The sequence below is a fragment of the Bradyrhizobium nanningense genome (assembly GCF_004114535.1).
Lineage (GTDB): Bacteria > Pseudomonadota > Alphaproteobacteria > Rhizobiales > Xanthobacteraceae > Bradyrhizobium > Bradyrhizobium nanningense.
Window position 1 is genome coordinate 1 of the sequence record NZ_LBJC01000029.1, and the last position, 13,373, is coordinate 13,373.

A 13,373-nucleotide genomic window follows, 5' to 3' on the forward strand; every position below is an offset into this window, starting at 1 on the left:
ACTCGTCCGAATAGGACCGACGTTGCCGTTTTGCCATCTGACACCTCTCGCTGCCTAAGCTATAGGTGTCCACCGATTTAGGGGAGGTCCAGATCAGCTTCGACAGGTCTTCCACGCGCTTGCCGCTTCACGCCACGGTCCGGCTCGAGCAGGCAGTCCTCTCGAGCTGGAACAGCGAGGCCTATTGGCCGGCGCTCGCGGTGGCCCTTGGACTGGGTGCACTCTTCGGCATCCTACTGGCGCGCAGCCGCCGGATGGAAGGGCCGGTCGCCGATCTCGATCGCGCGCTCGCGGCCGGCGAGTTCACGCCATATTACCAGCCGATCTTCGACCTCAGGACGGGCCAGATCACGGGCTGCGAGGTTCTGGCGCGCTGGGTTCGCCGGGACGGCGTCGTGGTGCCACCCATGAACTTCATTCCGCTGGCCGAATCCAGCGGGCGCATCGAGGCGATGACATGGCAAATCCTGCGATCGGCGCTCTCCGATCTGGAGGTCGTCTTGAGGGCGGACAAGAGCTTCAAGATGTCCGTGAATGTCGTGCCCAAGCACCTGCTGAGCGCCGGCTTCGTTGAAACGCTGCGCCGCACGGTCCTGGCGGCCAGGATCTCCGCACGCCAGATCGTGGTCGAGGTGACCGAGCGCGACGAGCTCGACGATCTCGATCGCGCCGCGACCATTGTGGCCGAGCTGCGTGACCATGGCTTCCGCGTCGCCATCGACGACGTCGGCGTTGGCCATAGCGGGCTGTCGCGGCTGAAGGGCCTCGGCGCCAACACGATCAAGATCGATAAGTTCTTCGTCGACACCATCACCGTGGATGCATCGACCACGACGATCGTCGAGATGCTGGTCGCGCTCGCCAAGGATTTTCGGATGACGGTCGTTGCGGAAGGAATCGAGACGGAGGAGCAGCGGCGTGCGCTGATCGCGTCCGGCGTCGAAGAAGGACAGGGCTATCTCGTCGCCGCTCCGCTGCCATTCGCCAAATTCAGCGAGCTCGTCGAGTCGCACCGCCATTCCGCATCCGCGGCGCCGGCCGGCGATGTCCTGGTGGCCTGACCGGCATATGGATTACACAGGGACTGTCTGCAGGCTTGCTCGGCCTCTCCCGCCTGCGGGAGAGGCCGACGCGCTCGCAGAGCGCGGCGGGTGAGGGCTCTCGCCGCGCCGGGACGTCCTCAGCCAATTCTCAACAATCCCAGCGCGGAGACACCCTCTCCCCAACCCTCCCCCGCAAGCGGGGGAGGGAGCCCCAGTGTCGATGCCGCTGCATCCTGCACATCATATGCGATCGCCTTGGGACCTACGGGGATCCGGATCGCGGCCAGATCTTGAGCCGTCCGCAGCCCGGAAGAGCGACGCCGCGCTTTAACGATGTTCTCGTCTTTCAAAGCGGGATGGCATCCGAGCGGCTATGGTAGGCCATGCGTCGAAACCATCTCATCGCAGCCGCAGGAATCTGCCTCGCCCTCATCGCCTATGCCACCTTGGCAAGGCTGGCGGGACGGCCCGCGCTGATGGGGCATAGCGAGGCCTATTGGATCGTCGTCATCGAGCGCTTCAGCGCCTATGGCCTGTTGGGCTTCCTGCTGTCCTTCCTGTTGCCCGGCCGGCTCGCTTTGGCCTGCTCGCTCGTCGTGGCTGTTGCGATGGGGCTGGAAGTCCTGCAAGCGCTGACCCCCGATCGTGATCCGGGCTTCCTCGACGTGCTGCAGAAGGCGGCGGGCGGGACCATCGGCGTCGTCCTCGCGCAGACGATCCTGGCCTTCCTGCCCCGGCCGCCAGCCTGAAGATCACGGCGCCGACAACCTCTTCAGCGCCGCCGGGACATCATCCCTACTTCATCATCTGCCCGCGCAGTTCGCCGCCCGGGTTGGCGGCCGTATGGATGTTCGCGTACCATTTCCCGGCCAACAGATCGGCCGCCTGAGAGTCCGTCAGCGCGGCGCTGCCCTGGATCGGGCTTTGCACCGTCTTGAACGGCAAAGCGATGCCGGCGTTCTTGCCCGCTTCACTCGGGCCGTGAAAATGAGCCCCCATCGCCGGACCCGTCAGATCGGCATAGGTGACCGTATAGGTCAGGACTTTGGTCTGGGTATCGAATGCGGCCTCGGCCTTGCCTGAGCCGGAGGAGTTGTTCGGAGGGACTTCATTGCCGCCCTTGAGGTCGGCCTGCAGCTTGACGACCTCCGCACGTGACGGCGCGGCTGTGACGATCAGCAGCCCACCGAGCATCGCCGTTCCCAACAAAGTCATGCCGATCCGATACTTGGCTTTCCTCATGGCATTCTCCTGCGGGCTCTCGGACCCGCTGTGGTTGAAACCCCGACCCCGTCTCGAAATTCTGGAAGGCGAGTCTATGCCTGATTCGCGAAAAGCTATCGGAGATCCCGCAGGCGGCGCCTGGAGCGAGCAGCCCGAGGGCGTGACGCGAGGCGCTTAAGCTGCCCCGCGCTCGCGGAACCCGGTCGGTGCCAGGAGTTCGGCCATTTGCCTGTGCGTGGTCTGGAGCGCCTCAATGGCACCGTCGAGATCGAAATCCGCTTCGCGGATCGATGCGAAGAACTTGGCGGTCAGCGCCAGGTCAAGCTTGACGCGCGTTGCTCCGTCGCGACTCTTGCGGCGGTCGAGCGACAAATGGAGAGCCCACATCCTGGCCTCTGCCGGCGTGCAGCCGCTGAGCGTCGCCAGCTCGTCGTAGGTCATCCAAATCTGAGGCATGTTCCGTCCGTCCTTTACAGCGGCCGCATCCTAGCCTTCCGCGCCTGAATGCACATTTGCCGTGCCGCGGTCGCAGCCCGTTTCATGCGACAGCGTCAACGCAAGACTAATTGTTCGAGCATGATCTCTTCGGAAAACCGCCGCGCACTTTTCCGGATCATGCTTCAAGATACGGGAGGTCTCGGAGGTACAGGGAACTGGCGCGGCCGCGACCGGCTGTCGAGGCCCTTGGGCAATTTGTCATTGAGCTTCACGACGGCGCCTCGAACCTCCGCGGCTGGCACGTCTTCCTGGCTGTAGATCAGCGTCACCTCGAACCTCACGTCGGGTGCTTCCCTGGCCGTTCCGGAGCAGGTCGCCATCGCACCGCTGCACACGCCCGCGAGGCTGACCTCGACCTCATCCAGACCGAACACGGTCGGCGGACCATCGGCATGGCGCCGCGTGGTCAGAACGGCCGTGAAGCGCTGGTCGTCTTGGAACCGATAGGAGCCGCCATAGGTGAAGAAGCTGTCGCTGCCGGAGATGCGTCCTTCCGCCAGATGCACGATGCCCGTGCCCTGGGCGCGCGGGGTCCTGAACCAGGCCGCGTATTTGCCGTCTCTCATCATGGAAGCATCCACCGTAAGATTCACCGGTATTTGCAACCAACTCTCGGGCGCGGCAATGACCGACGCGGCGAGCATTCCGCCACGGTTAACGCCCTGCAAAATCAACTGGTCAAATTGCCCCCGCCGCACGAGGCGATGCCGGCTGCGGCGTCAGAACAATTCGATGCCGTCGTCCGCGGCCTCGACCGACTCGACCCGGCGCGTGGCAGTGGTCGACTTAAGTCCGAGCGCTTGCAGGAACTCGCGATGAACGTCCCGCTCGCGCTCCATCGTGTAGCGCGCGAAGAGATCGTCGAGGATCGCCTGATCCTGCAGCTCCGGCTGTAGCCGCTGCGCAGCCGCGCTCGCAGTCTCGAGCCGCGTGGCGACCGCAGGCAAGGCCGCCGAGCTTTCGCCGAGCGTGGTCATCAGGCCTTGCGCCGAATTCATCAACCGCTCGAATTCCGCGCCTTCGTTCACGAGCCGGCTCATCAGCTTGCCGAGCCGTTCATTGCCGGCCTCGACCTCCCGCAGCGCCAGAAGGATCTGCGGCTCGAGCTTGGCAAGCTGCGTCGGATCACCCTGCACACGCAGCTCCTTCAGCTCGTTGGCCGAGCGCTCGATACCGTCGAGCACGGGCCGCAGGCGCCCGGCCCCCGCCGAGACCTGGTCGGCGGTCGCCTTGAGCTCGTTGGCGATGACGACGAAGGCGCTGCCGCGGCTGCCGAGATGACTCGCCTTGAGGCCGGCATTCATTCCGATCAGCGTGATGTCGACGGTCGCCTCGGCAAGGCCGGCGATCGCCTGACGAAATTTTGCCAGCGTGTCCTCGACGATCGCGAGCGCCTCGTCGACCGAGCGGCCCGCACTTTCGCAGGTGGCGACCAGGTTCGATGCATGTGCCAGCGTCTGCTTGATGCGTGTCAGGAACGACGACGAGCCGTCCTCCTCGCCGCCAAACAGCGTACGGCCGTGACCGGCGACGCTGCCCGCATCGCGCAGGATGGCGGTCAGCGCGCCGACGATCTGGCCGATGTCGCCGCCGAACTCGCGCTCCGCATCCCTCAGCTGGGCCGCCTGCAATTGGCAAATCGCACGCACGCCATGATCGCTCGTAACAGGCTCGGGAACGAGGCTCGGCGCGGTGACCGACGCGAGACCGAGACCGTGGGACACATGTTCGAGACGCTGACGCGTGCTGTCGCCTGCCTGCAGCGAGACGATCGCGCTGCCGACCGCTTCGGCGATCTTCCTGGTGCTGGAACTTGCGCGCTCGGCCAGATGGCTGCTCTTGCTGCGCTGCTCGCGCAAGCCGGAATAGGCCGCGCCGAGTTCGGCGCTCTCCGACATCAGTTGGGCCCGGTAGCGGCTCTCGAACTCCTTCTGCCGGCCGGAGGCGGTGGCGACCGCTTCGGACAGGCGCTGCTGGTCCCGTGCGCAGCCTTCGATCGAGTGCTGCACGGCCTTGCCGAGATCATAGGCTTCCTGCGTGAAGGCGAGAAAGCCCTCGCGGTCGCCGTCGAGCGAGGCCGCCTCGATCCGCGCGCTACGCGCGATGATGGTGATCATCTGGATGTGCTTGAACAGCGGCTTGAGCAGCGAAGATGCCTCTGTCGTGCTCTTGCCGATCGTCTCCAGCAGGGCGCTCTCCGCCGGCAGCGCCTGCGCCAGCCCGCTCAGCCGTGCGGCGATCTCCTGCAGCGCCGTTGCTGCGCCTTCGATCTCGGCGCCGGAGAGTTCTCCCGACAGCGTCGCGAGACCCTGGTTCAGCTCCTGGAAGATGAGGTGACCGCGCCCGAGGTCATGACCGACGCGCGCGAAGACGTCCTCGATGCGCGAGGAGACGTCCTCGATCGCCGCGGTCGCCTCGGCGAGCGTGTTGGCCGGAACGAGGGACATGGCCATCAGCCCGCCACCGCGGTGTGGCCGGCCTGATACCACAGCATGATCTCGCGCGGGATCTGATGCAGCGGAACGACTTTCTCGACGCCGCCATGGACGATGGCTTCCTTGGGCATGCCGAACACCACGCAGCTCTCTTCGTCCTGCGCCCGCGTCGCGGCGCCGAGCTTGCGCATCTCCAGCATTCCGCGCGCGCCGTCATCGCCCATGCCGGTCATGATGACGCCGAGCGCGTTGGCGCCGGCATGCTGGGCCGCGGAGCGGAACAACACATCGACCGAGGGGCGATGCCGCGACACCGGCGGACCGTCCTTGATCGCGATCTGGTAGCGCAGGCCGATGCGCTGGAGCAGCATGTGCCGGGCGCCGGGCGCGATATAGGCGCAGCCCGGCAGCACCGGCTCACCATCCTCGGCCTCCTTGACCCTGATCTGGCAAACACCGTCGAGCCGTTTGGCGAAGGCGGCGGTGAAGCCAGCCGGCATGTGCTGGACGATGACGATCGGCGGGGAGTGCGGCGGCAGCATCTCCAGAACGTCGTTGAGCGCTTCAGTCCCCCCCGTCGACGCACCGATGCACACGATGCGCTCCGTCGTCGGCCGCACCCTGCCCTGCACCGGCGGCGGGATAATGGCGTCAGCGGTCAGCTTCTTCTCGATGGCCCGGCGTTCCGAGCGTGGGCGCACCCGCGCGCGCGCAGCCGACTTCACGGCCTCGCGCAGCCGCGTCGAGCATTCGAGCAGCGCCTGCCGCGTGTCGATCTTCGGCTTCGGCACGATGTCGACCGCACCGGCCTCGAACGCCTCGAACATCAAGTTCGAGCCCTCCTCGGTCAGCGAGGAGCAGATGATCACCGGGATCGGGCGCTGCGCCATGATCTTGCGCAGGAACGTCATGCCGTCCATGCGCGGCATCTCGAGGTCGAGGATGATGACGTCGGGAATCTCGTCCTGGAGACGGCGCGCCGCCACGAACGGATCCGAGGCTGTTGCCATCACCTCGATGTCGGGATCATCGTTGAGGATCGTTTGCAGGATTTGGCGCACCGACGCCGAATCGTCCACGATCAGTACGCGAACTTTCTCCTTCGGCATTTTTTGTCGGCGCTCCGATCAAACCTGGAAGATGGTGGGCTGGACCTGCTTCAGACCCGGCACGGCGCTGTGAATCATCGATTCGGAATGGCCGACCAGGAGATAGCCTCCCGGCCGCAAATGGCTGCACAACCGCTCGATCACCTTGCGCTGCGTTTCGCGCTCGAAATAGATCAGGACGTTGCGGCAGAAGACGATGTCGACGTCGCGATCGACGGGATAGGACGCGTCCATGAGATTCATCCTCATGAAATGAGTCACGCGCCGCAATTCCGGCACCACCCTCACTTCGCCGCGCGACTTGTCCCGCGACGACAGGAAATATCGCTTCACGAAGTGCTCCGGCACCGGGGCGAGCACGTCCCTTGTGTAGATGGCGGTTTTGGCGAGGCGCAGCACGGCGGTCGAGATGTCGGTCCCGAGGACGCGGTATTGAAAGCGCGAGCCGTTCCGCGTCATGTCGTCCAGCACCATCGCGGTCGTATAGGCTTCCATGCCGGTGGAGCTTGCCGAACTCCAGATCTTCAGGTTCGCGTTCTTGCGTCCATGGGATTTGAGCAAAGCGGGGATCGCGACATCGCGCAAGAAGGTGAAGTGCTGCGGCTCGCGGAAGAAGTCGGTCTTGTTGGTCGTCACCACGTCGATGAGATGCGTGAGCTCGGCGTCGAAATGATCCGGCTCGAACAGGTTCTCGACATATTCGTTAAGGTCGGAGAAGTTCAGTGCGCGCACGCGCTTGTGCAGCCGCCCCTCCAGCATCAGCCGCTTGCCCTGCGGCAGCTTGATGCCGACCTGGCCCTCGATGAGTTCGGCGATGGTCCGGAAGTGCCGGTCCGACAGATGGACGGCCGTATCCTGCATGGCGGGCATCATGGCCGCCTGCCCCGGTCCGGAATGGCCACCTTTGCTGAATGTCGGGCCATCCTGGCCATCTGCAATCCTACGCTTCTACTGGAAGAACTGGGGAGGATCGGCGCGCACGCGACGGCGCGCCGATCCGCCGCGACGCATTAGCGCTGGAAGTCGGCGTCCCGGTCGTCCTCGTCGTCGTTCATGTCGAAAGCGAAGCCACCGCCGCCGGCCGCCTTCAGGGCGCGCGCCGGCTTGGCCGGCACGACCTTTTTCGCCGGACGCTCGACAGCCGCCATGGTGGCCGCCTTGGCGCGCAACTGGCTCACCGCCCGGTCGATCGGCGCCGACGCCTGGCTCTTGGCGCCCTGCTCGATGCGGAAATAGGCGATCGTGGACTGGAGCTGCTCGGCCTGCGAGGCGAGCTCCTCCGAGGTCGAGGACACCTGCTCGGAGGCGCTGGCATTCTGCTGGCCGACCTTGTCGAGCTGCTGGATCGCCTGGTTGATCTGGGCCGATCCGACGTCCTGCTCGCGGCACGCCGCCGTGATCTCCTCGACCAGCTCCGCCGTCTTCTTAATATCAGGAACGAGCTTGGCAAGCATGGCGCCGGCTTCCTGCGCGACCTTCACGGTCTCTGACGACAGCGATCCGATCTCCGCCGCGGCGGCCTGGCTGCGCTCGGCGAGCTTGCGCACCTCGGAGGCGACCACCGCAAAGCCCTTGCCATGCTCGCCGGCCCGGGCGGCTTCGACGGCCGCGTTGAGCGCCAGCAGATCGGTCTGGCGCGCGATCTCCTGCACGATCGTGATCTTCTCGGCGATGGTCTGCATCGCGTCGACCGCCCGACCGACGGCTGCGCCGGAGGCTTCCGCATCCTTCGCCGACTGCGCCGCGATCTTCTCGGTCTGGTTGGCGTTGTCGGCATTCTGCTTCACGTTCGAGGCCATCTCCTCCATCGAGGAGGAGGCTTCCTCGGCTGACGAAGCCTGCTCGGTCGCGCCTTGCGAGAGTTGCTCGGCGCTGGCGGAGAGTTCCTGGCTGCCGGCCGAGACGTTCTGCGCCGCGGTCAAGGCTTCCGAGACGATCTGGCGGAGCTTCATGACCATGCGCTCGAGCGCCAGGCCCAGCGTATCCTTGTCCGACAGCGGCTTGGCTTCCACGGTCAGATTGCCCTGTGCGATCTCGTTAGCGAGGGCGGCAGTCTGATTCAAATTCGCGGTCATCGTATTGAGCGACTTGATCAGATCGCCAAGCTCGTCGTTGCTGACGACGTCGATCTTCCGGCTGAGGTTCCCGATGGCGACGGCATCCGCAAGGTCGACGGCGCGCGACAGGGCGCGACTGATGTTCAGCGCGATCCAGGTGGCGGCAGCGACTGCAATGAGCAGCGAAGCCAGCACGAGGCTCATCAGCACGATTTCCGCCCGGCTTCCCTCGATCCTGGCGGCCTCGCTCTCTTCGGTCATCTGCTTTTTGACAAAGTTAATATACGCGCTTGCCGCTTCGAGTGCCGGCGTCGAGGCCTTCACGCCGTCAGTCATCGAGCGCTCGGCGGCTTTCGCCTTGTCCTGCTTGATCAGCTTGAGCGTTTGATCCTGCACCACGCTCCAACTGGCGTAAGCGGCAGAAAACGCATCGATCATTTTCTTGCCGGTTTCACTTGCTCCCTGATAGGCCTCATCCTTGATCCTCATCGCGCGTTCCCGCAATTGAGCGATCTGGCTGATGAACTTGTCCTGGTCGGCATCGGAGGCGAGAATGGCGTTCTTCTCGGCGCGAACCTGGAGCAGGACACTTTCCTGAAGCTCCGCCACCTTCGCCAACCGGCCGGCCCGTGCGGAGAGGTGTTCGGCGGTGCCTACCATGTCGCTCAGTTTGAGATAAGCGACGGCGCCGGCGACCATGGAGAGCAGGATGACGACGCCGAACGCGCTCGCAAGCTTGGCTTTGACTGTGAATCTCATATCAAATCTCATTTGGTTCGAATGGGGAGCGTACGCTTGACCACGCTTTACTGTTGCAAACTCAGGCGGCGCGGGGCGCGTCGGCGCCGCGATCTTCCGGAATCTCGTCATGCGCCATCAGCTTGGCGAGATCGAAGATCACGACGAACTTCTCGCCCTTGCGGCCGATGCCGGCGGCATAATCCGACTGCCATTTCCCGCCGACTTCGGGCACCGGCTCGATCGCCTGCTCGTCGATATCGGTAACCTCGAACACGCAGTCGGCGACGAAGCCGACGCCGACCAGACGATCCTTCATCGGCACGTCGAGGATGATGATGCGGGTCGCTTCCGTGTCGGCCACGGTCGGCAGGCCAAGCTTGGTGCGGAGATCGACGATCGGATAGCCGCTGCCGCGCACGTCGATCATGCCCAGCAGGAAGTTCGGCGCGTGCGGGAGCCGCGAGATCGGCCGCATGTCCAGGATTTCGCGGACGTTGCGGATGCTGATGCCGAAGGTCTCGCCGGCGAGCCCGAGCGTCAGGTATTGCGAGGTTGCGGCCATGATGCAGTCCGGGGTTCCGAAGGTTTGGAAGAGCGCGGTCCGGCGCGAGGCCGGACCGGTTGATCAGCGTTGGAACTCGGCGTCGCGGTCGTCTTCGCCGTCGTGCATGTCGAAGGCGAAGCCACCGCCACCGGCGGCCTTCATCGCACGCGCCGGCTTGCGAACAGGCGCCGGCTTCTTCGCGCCGCGGTCGACGGCCGCCATATGCGCAGCCTTGGCCCGGAGCTGACCGACGGCGCGGTCGATCGGTTCGGCCGCCGTTTTCTCCTTGTTGCGGACAGCGTCGTCGATCCGGAAGAACGAGATGGTCGACTGCAGCTGCTCGGCCTGCGAGGCAAGCTCCTCCGAGGTCGATGACACCTGCTCGGACGCGCTGGCGTTCTGCTGGCCGACCTTGTCGAGCTGCTGGATCGCCTGGTTGATCTGGGCCGAGCCGACGTCCTGCTCGCGGCATGCCGCGGTGATCTCCTGGACCAGCTCGGCGGTCTTCTTGATGTCGGGCACGAGCTTGGACAGCATGTCCCCGGCCTCCTGCGCGACCTTCACCGTTTCCGTCGACAGCGTGCCGATGTCGGCGGCTGCGGCCTGGCTGCGTTCGGCGAGCTTGCGCACTTCAGAAGCCACGACGGCAAAGCCCTTGCCATGCTCGCCGGCGCGCGCGGCTTCGACCGCCGCGTTGAGCGCCAGCAGGTCGGTCTGGCGCGCGATCTCCTGCACGATCGTGATTTTCTCGGCGATCGTCTGCATTGCCTGGACGGCGCGGCCCACTGCGACGCCGCTGGCCTCGGCATCCTGAGCAGATCGCGCCGCAATCTTCTCGGTCTGATTGGCGTTGTCGGCGTTCTGTTTCACGTTCGAAGCCATCTCCTCCATCGAGGAGGAGGCTTCCTCGGCCGAAGAGGCCTGCTCGGTCGCGCCCTGTGAGAGCTGCTCGGCGCTCGCGGACAGCTCCTGGCTTCCGGCGGAGACGTTGCTCGCCGCGGTGATTGCCTCGGCGACGATCTGCCGGAGCTTCTCGACCATGGCGTTCAACGACCTGACGAGATCGCCGATCTCGTCGTTGCTGGCGGAGGGAATGGTCTGGCTGAGATCGCCCTGGGCGACCGCGCCGGCAAGTCCGACCGCACGGCCGAGCGAACGGCTGATCGAGATGGAGATCCAGAGCGCAGCCCCGATCGCAACCGCCAGCGAGACGCCGATCAGCGTTATCAGCAGGAGCTGAGCCTGGTGTCCTTCCGCCTTGGATTGAACGGCCTGCTCAGCCATCTGCTTCTTGGTGTTGACGACATAGGCACCCATGGATTCCATGGCATCCGCGACCACCTTGCGGCCGTCACCCATCGAGCGCTCGGTGGCTTTCGGCTTGTCCGTCTTCGCCACCCGGATCGTCTCTTCCTGGTAGGTATTCATCTTCGCGTACGCGGCGGCAAAGCCGTCGAGCAGCTTCCTGCCCGCTTCGCTCGCCAGCGCGTAGACCTCATCCTTGGTCTTCGTCGCGTCGTCGCGAAGCCTGGCCGCGTCGGCGGCAAATTGTTCGACCTGGGCCTCGGTACCGAGAATCGAGTTCTTCTCGGCACGCAGCTGGAGCAGGATGTCCTTTTCGATCTGCGTCGCCTTTTCCATCCGCGTTGCGCGCAGAACCATGCTGTCGGCGGTCGCCATCATGTCGCCGAGCTTCATGTAGGCCACGCCGCCCGCGAGTGCGGATGCCGGCTTGCGCCTTGGCGAGCCCTTGCGCGCCGTCGCCCGCCTCGATCACGCTGTGACCGGCCGGCTCGAGCACGACCTTGATCATTTGCCGGATGCTGGGGGAGTCGTCGACCGTGAGAATCGTGGCCATCAGGTGCCATCTTTCTTTTGCGGGAAATGCTGATCGAGCATCGCCTCGCTGGCGAAGCCGGCGCGACGAAGGGTGTTACGCAGAGACTGTGAGAAGGAGGTCAGCACCACCGGGCGGCCTTGGGCCTCGCCCGTCTTGGCGGTCGACAGCAGAAGCTGGATCGACGTCACGTCGGCCTTGTCGACGCTCGAGCAGTCGATCTCGAGACGCTGCTCGCGCCCGAAGGCCTCGCGAATGAGATCATAAACGCTGCGAACAGCAGCGATGCTGCAATCGGCGGGTAACCGCAACGACCATTTCGGCTCCGTCGGATCGAGCGCCATCAATGCCCCGCCTCTGCTAGAATCCCGCTACACGTTTGACGTGAATAAAATGAGCAAACTACTAACGCGGCGGTCCGTACAACTACGGGTCACATTCCACCGGAATTCGCGCAGGTGCATGCAGGCGTGCACAGCCTGCTGAAATCGCATCCGGGGCGCACGGTCCCGCAGCGCATTTGCTTCGCGTTAAATTCGCTCGGGTTATGGGTGGGGTCCGTGCCTTTGCCAGCGAAGAGAGCCCGGCCGCCGATGCTGACCCAAGCGCTTCTGGTTGACGACAGCCGCTCCATCCTCAACTTCCTGAAACGTCACATCGAGGCCGAAGGTCTGGTCGAAGCCACCACCTTCCTCGATCCCGTCGAAGCGCTGACCTGTGCGCGCGAGCGCGTTTTCGACCTCGTGCTGGTCGACTACGAGATGCCGCATATGGACGGCATCAGCTTCATCCGGGTCTTCCGTACCCTGCCCGGCTGTGCCGACATCCCGATCGCGATGATCACCTCGCGACAGACCGACGACGTCAAGATGGAAGCGCTGCAGGCCGGTGCAACCGATTTCCTGCCCAAGCAGCCGCAAAGCGTCGAGATGACGGTGCGTCTGCGGAATTTGATTCAGCTTGGTGCAGCCGTGCGCAAGCTCAACGATCGCGCCGCGCATCTGGCCAGTGAAGTCGCAGCCGCGACGCGGAAGCTCGGCGAGCGCGAGGAGGAGATCATCCTGCGCCTCGCGCTCGCGGTCGAATATCGCGACAACGACACCGGAGAGCACACGCTGCGGGTCGCCCGGTACAGCCGCATCATCGCCGAGCAGCTCGGCCTGCCGGCCCGGCTCTGCCGCGACATCTATCTGGCCGCGCCGCTGCACGACGTCGGCAAGGTCGCCATTCCCGACAATATCCTGCTCAAGCCGGGCAAGCTGACCGCCGAGGAGATAGCGGTGATCCGCACCCATGCGACGATCGGCGAGCGGATCCTGGCGGATTCCGGCTGCGAGCTGATCCAGCTCGGTGCGCAAATTGCCGCAGGTCATCATGAGCGCTGGGACGGCGCGGGCTATCCGAACGGTCTCAAGTCAGACGAGATCCCGGTTGCCGCACGCGTCGTCGCGGTCGCCGACGTGTTCGACGCCCTGACGACGCGGCGCCCCTACAAGGAGCCGATGCCGATCGAGGCGGCGCGCAATTACCTGATCGAGCATCAGGGGCGGCAATTCGACCCGGCCTGCGTCGAGGCATTCCTGTCGCGCTGGAAGGAGGTCGTGGAGATCGCTGCGGGGCAGCAGGCCACGCCGTTTCAGAAGACGGACGCCGCGCTCGTTTCCGAGAGTGCAGCGGAGAGCCGTCCGGTCGAGCCCGTCCCGGCCGCCTGAGAATTCGCCCAAGAGCTTGCCGCGGCTCCGTTTTCTCCGGTCGCCGGGTTGAACCTGTTCCTGCTAGAGTGGCACCAATAACAAAGAGTGATTCTGCTCACACTTGCCTGGATGCCCTGCTGCTAAGCATCGGACCAGGACGGGGACTGGTCATACGTCGGTCAAACTGGATG

13 protein-coding genes and 1 pseudogene are annotated in these 13,373 nt (G+C 64.8%); 3 read left to right on the forward strand and 11 right to left on the reverse strand.

Annotated elements, in window-relative coordinates; translation table 11 throughout:
• Positions 1 to 65 precede the first annotated feature (65 nt).
• Together XH84_RS24300 and XH84_RS24305 are read left to right on the forward strand one after the other, a co-directional pair.
• Complete coding sequence (locus tag XH84_RS24300; protein WP_245471840.1) at positions 66 to 1,061, forward strand: EAL domain-containing protein; 996 nt, start codon at positions 66 to 68, stop codon at positions 1,059 to 1,061.
• A 365-nt stretch (positions 1,062 to 1,426) separates the two neighbouring features.
• Positions 1,427 to 1,792 (forward strand): VanZ family protein, encoded by a 366-nt coding sequence (locus tag XH84_RS24305; RefSeq protein WP_128916070.1) that lies wholly within the window; start codon positions 1,427 to 1,429, stop codon positions 1,790 to 1,792.
• A gap of 46 nt (positions 1,793 to 1,838) precedes the next feature.
• Here XH84_RS24305 and XH84_RS24310 read toward each other — a convergent pair whose 3' ends face one another.
• From XH84_RS24310 to XH84_RS24360, 11 genes and pseudogenes are all read right to left on the reverse strand, one after another.
• On the reverse strand, positions 1,839 to 2,285 hold the full coding sequence (locus XH84_RS24310; protein ID WP_128916069.1) for a CHRD domain-containing protein: 447 nt from the start codon (positions 2,283 to 2,285) through the stop codon (positions 1,839 to 1,841).
• Positions 2,286 to 2,441: 156 nt separating this feature from the next.
• Positions 2,442 to 2,723 (reverse strand): hypothetical protein, encoded by a 282-nt coding sequence (locus XH84_RS24315; protein WP_128916068.1) that lies wholly within the window; start codon positions 2,721 to 2,723, stop codon positions 2,442 to 2,444.
• Between the two features lie 164 nt (positions 2,724 to 2,887).
• Positions 2,888 to 3,334 (reverse strand): hypothetical protein, encoded by a 447-nt coding sequence (locus XH84_RS24320; protein WP_128916067.1) that lies wholly within the window; start codon positions 3,332 to 3,334, stop codon positions 2,888 to 2,890.
• Between the two features lie 150 nt (positions 3,335 to 3,484).
• On the reverse strand, positions 3,485 to 5,212 hold the full coding sequence (locus XH84_RS24325) for a chemotaxis protein (protein WP_128916079.1): 1,728 nt from the start codon (positions 5,210 to 5,212) through the stop codon (positions 3,485 to 3,487).
• 5 nt (positions 5,213 to 5,217) lie between these two features.
• Positions 5,218 to 6,309 (reverse strand): protein-glutamate methylesterase/protein-glutamine glutaminase, encoded by a 1,092-nt coding sequence (locus XH84_RS24330; protein ID WP_128916066.1) that lies wholly within the window; start codon positions 6,307 to 6,309, stop codon positions 5,218 to 5,220.
• Between the two features lie 18 nt (positions 6,310 to 6,327).
• Positions 6,328 to 7,182, reverse strand: coding sequence for a CheR family methyltransferase (locus tag XH84_RS24335; RefSeq protein ID WP_128916065.1), 855 nt, complete (start codon positions 7,180 to 7,182; stop codon positions 6,328 to 6,330).
• Positions 7,183 to 7,319: 137 nt separating this feature from the next.
• Positions 7,320 to 9,125 carry a methyl-accepting chemotaxis protein gene (locus XH84_RS24340; RefSeq protein ID WP_128916064.1) on the reverse strand — a complete coding sequence of 602 codons (1,806 nt, stop codon included), beginning with the start codon at positions 9,123 to 9,125 and terminating at the stop codon, positions 7,320 to 7,322.
• Positions 9,126 to 9,186: 61 nt separating this feature from the next.
• Positions 9,187 to 9,669 (reverse strand): chemotaxis protein CheW, encoded by a 483-nt coding sequence (locus XH84_RS24345; RefSeq protein WP_128916063.1) that lies wholly within the window; start codon positions 9,667 to 9,669, stop codon positions 9,187 to 9,189.
• Between the two features lie 63 nt (positions 9,670 to 9,732).
• Entirely contained in the window at positions 9,733 to 11,349 is a 1,617-nt protein-coding gene (locus XH84_RS24350) for a methyl-accepting chemotaxis protein (protein WP_164935807.1), read from the reverse strand.
• 31 nt (positions 11,350 to 11,380) lie between these two features.
• Positions 11,381 to 11,509 (reverse strand): annotated as a pseudogene (locus XH84_RS40965) (response regulator); the annotation flags it as partial.
• Positions 11,509 to 11,832: an STAS domain-containing protein gene (locus XH84_RS24360; RefSeq protein WP_128916062.1), complete on the reverse strand. Its 324-nt coding sequence runs from the start codon at positions 11,830 to 11,832 to the stop codon at positions 11,509 to 11,511. The gene XH84_RS24360 and the pseudogene XH84_RS40965, both read right to left, overlap by 1 nt.
• A gap of 249 nt (positions 11,833 to 12,081) precedes the next feature.
• On the opposite strand from XH84_RS24360, the gene XH84_RS24365 reads away from it, so the two are divergent.
• On the forward strand, positions 12,082 to 13,200 hold the full coding sequence (locus tag XH84_RS24365; RefSeq protein WP_128916061.1) for an HD domain-containing phosphohydrolase: 1,119 nt from the start codon (positions 12,082 to 12,084) through the stop codon (positions 13,198 to 13,200).
• Positions 13,201 to 13,373 lie beyond the last annotated feature (173 nt).

Excerpts from the sequence above, each read along its gene's own strand:
- XH84_RS24360 (WP_128916062.1), bottom strand. The coding sequence starts at position 11,832 with ATGGCGCTCGATCCGACGGAGCCGAAATGGTCGTTGCGGTTACCCGCC.
- XH84_RS24365 (WP_128916061.1), top strand. The coding sequence starts at position 12,082 with ATGCTGACCCAAGCGCTTCTGGTTGACGACAGCCGCTCCATCCTCAAC.
- XH84_RS24335 (WP_128916065.1), bottom strand. The coding sequence starts at position 7,182 with ATGATGCCCGCCATGCAGGATACGGCCGTCCATCTGTCGGACCGGCAC.
- XH84_RS24340 (WP_128916064.1), bottom strand. The coding sequence starts at position 9,125 with ATGAGATTCACAGTCAAAGCCAAGCTTGCGAGCGCGTTCGGCGTCGTC.
- XH84_RS24305 (WP_128916070.1), top strand. The coding sequence starts at position 1,427 with ATGCGTCGAAACCATCTCATCGCAGCCGCAGGAATCTGCCTCGCCCTC.
- XH84_RS24310 (WP_128916069.1), bottom strand. The coding sequence starts at position 2,285 with ATGAGGAAAGCCAAGTATCGGATCGGCATGACTTTGTTGGGAACGGCG.
- XH84_RS24330 (WP_128916066.1), bottom strand. The coding sequence starts at position 6,309 with ATGCCGAAGGAGAAAGTTCGCGTACTGATCGTGGACGATTCGGCGTCG.
- XH84_RS24325 (WP_128916079.1), bottom strand. The coding sequence starts at position 5,212 with ATGTCCCTCGTTCCGGCCAACACGCTCGCCGAGGCGACCGCGGCGATC.
- XH84_RS24350 (WP_164935807.1), bottom strand. The coding sequence starts at position 11,349 with ATGAAGCTCGGCGACATGATGGCGACCGCCGACAGCATGGTTCTGCGC.
- XH84_RS24315 (WP_128916068.1), bottom strand. The coding sequence starts at position 2,723 with ATGCCTCAGATTTGGATGACCTACGACGAGCTGGCGACGCTCAGCGGC.
- XH84_RS24345 (WP_128916063.1), bottom strand. The coding sequence starts at position 9,669 with ATGGCCGCAACCTCGCAATACCTGACGCTCGGGCTCGCCGGCGAGACC.
- XH84_RS24320 (WP_128916067.1), bottom strand. The coding sequence starts at position 3,334 with ATGATGAGAGACGGCAAATACGCGGCCTGGTTCAGGACCCCGCGCGCC.